Annotated in this window: 1 protein-coding gene; it reads right to left on the bottom strand. The window is 39.1% G+C overall.

Annotated elements, in window-relative coordinates; all coding sequences use genetic code 11:
• The coding region (locus R3X26_RS18860; RefSeq protein ID WP_411572438.1) for a tetratricopeptide repeat protein at positions 1–562 on the bottom strand (562 nt) is incomplete at both ends.

Here is a 562-nt window from a genome sequence, read left to right as displayed (position 1 = left end):
TTAATGCTTCTTTCGCCAGGACATACTTACCCTTTTTAATCAAAGAACAAGCTTTACGTATCAGAGCGTTAATATATTGCCCGGTAACCTGACCTTCTCCTCCTTCCCATGGAGTGAAATGTCGTTCTTTAAGGATAATTAGCGCTCTATCATGTTCATTACAGATGTTAAGTAAGGTTATAAACTCCGTTACCAAGTCATCTCGTTGCACAATCACTTTTTGATGAGGTTCAAGTAGCCTCAGCCGTGTTTTAGGATCAACTAAAGCGATTTTTCTTAAATCATCCAATTCATAAAGCACTCGAGCATCATTGTTATCTAACTGCCATGCCGTCTCCATGAACTTAAGAGCAGTTGCTACATCTTTCTGCTTATTAGCGTAGAAAATTGCAAGATTACGATGGACTTCTTTACAATCTGGACGCTGCTCGACTACGCGTTTCCACAGTACAACGGCTTTATCGTAAGATTTTTTGGCATAGTAAAAACAAGCTAAAAGGTAATCTGCAAAAGGATGCCCAGATAAACTCATTAGAGCTTTAACTTCCACTTGCGTATTAGG

Source organism: Vibrio sp. TH_r3 (genome assembly GCF_033101115.1).
Taxonomy (GTDB): domain Bacteria; phylum Pseudomonadota; class Gammaproteobacteria; order Enterobacterales; family Vibrionaceae; genus Vibrio.
Note: the sequence above shows the minus strand (reverse complement) of the source record. Positions and strands in the feature narration are given on the sequence as shown.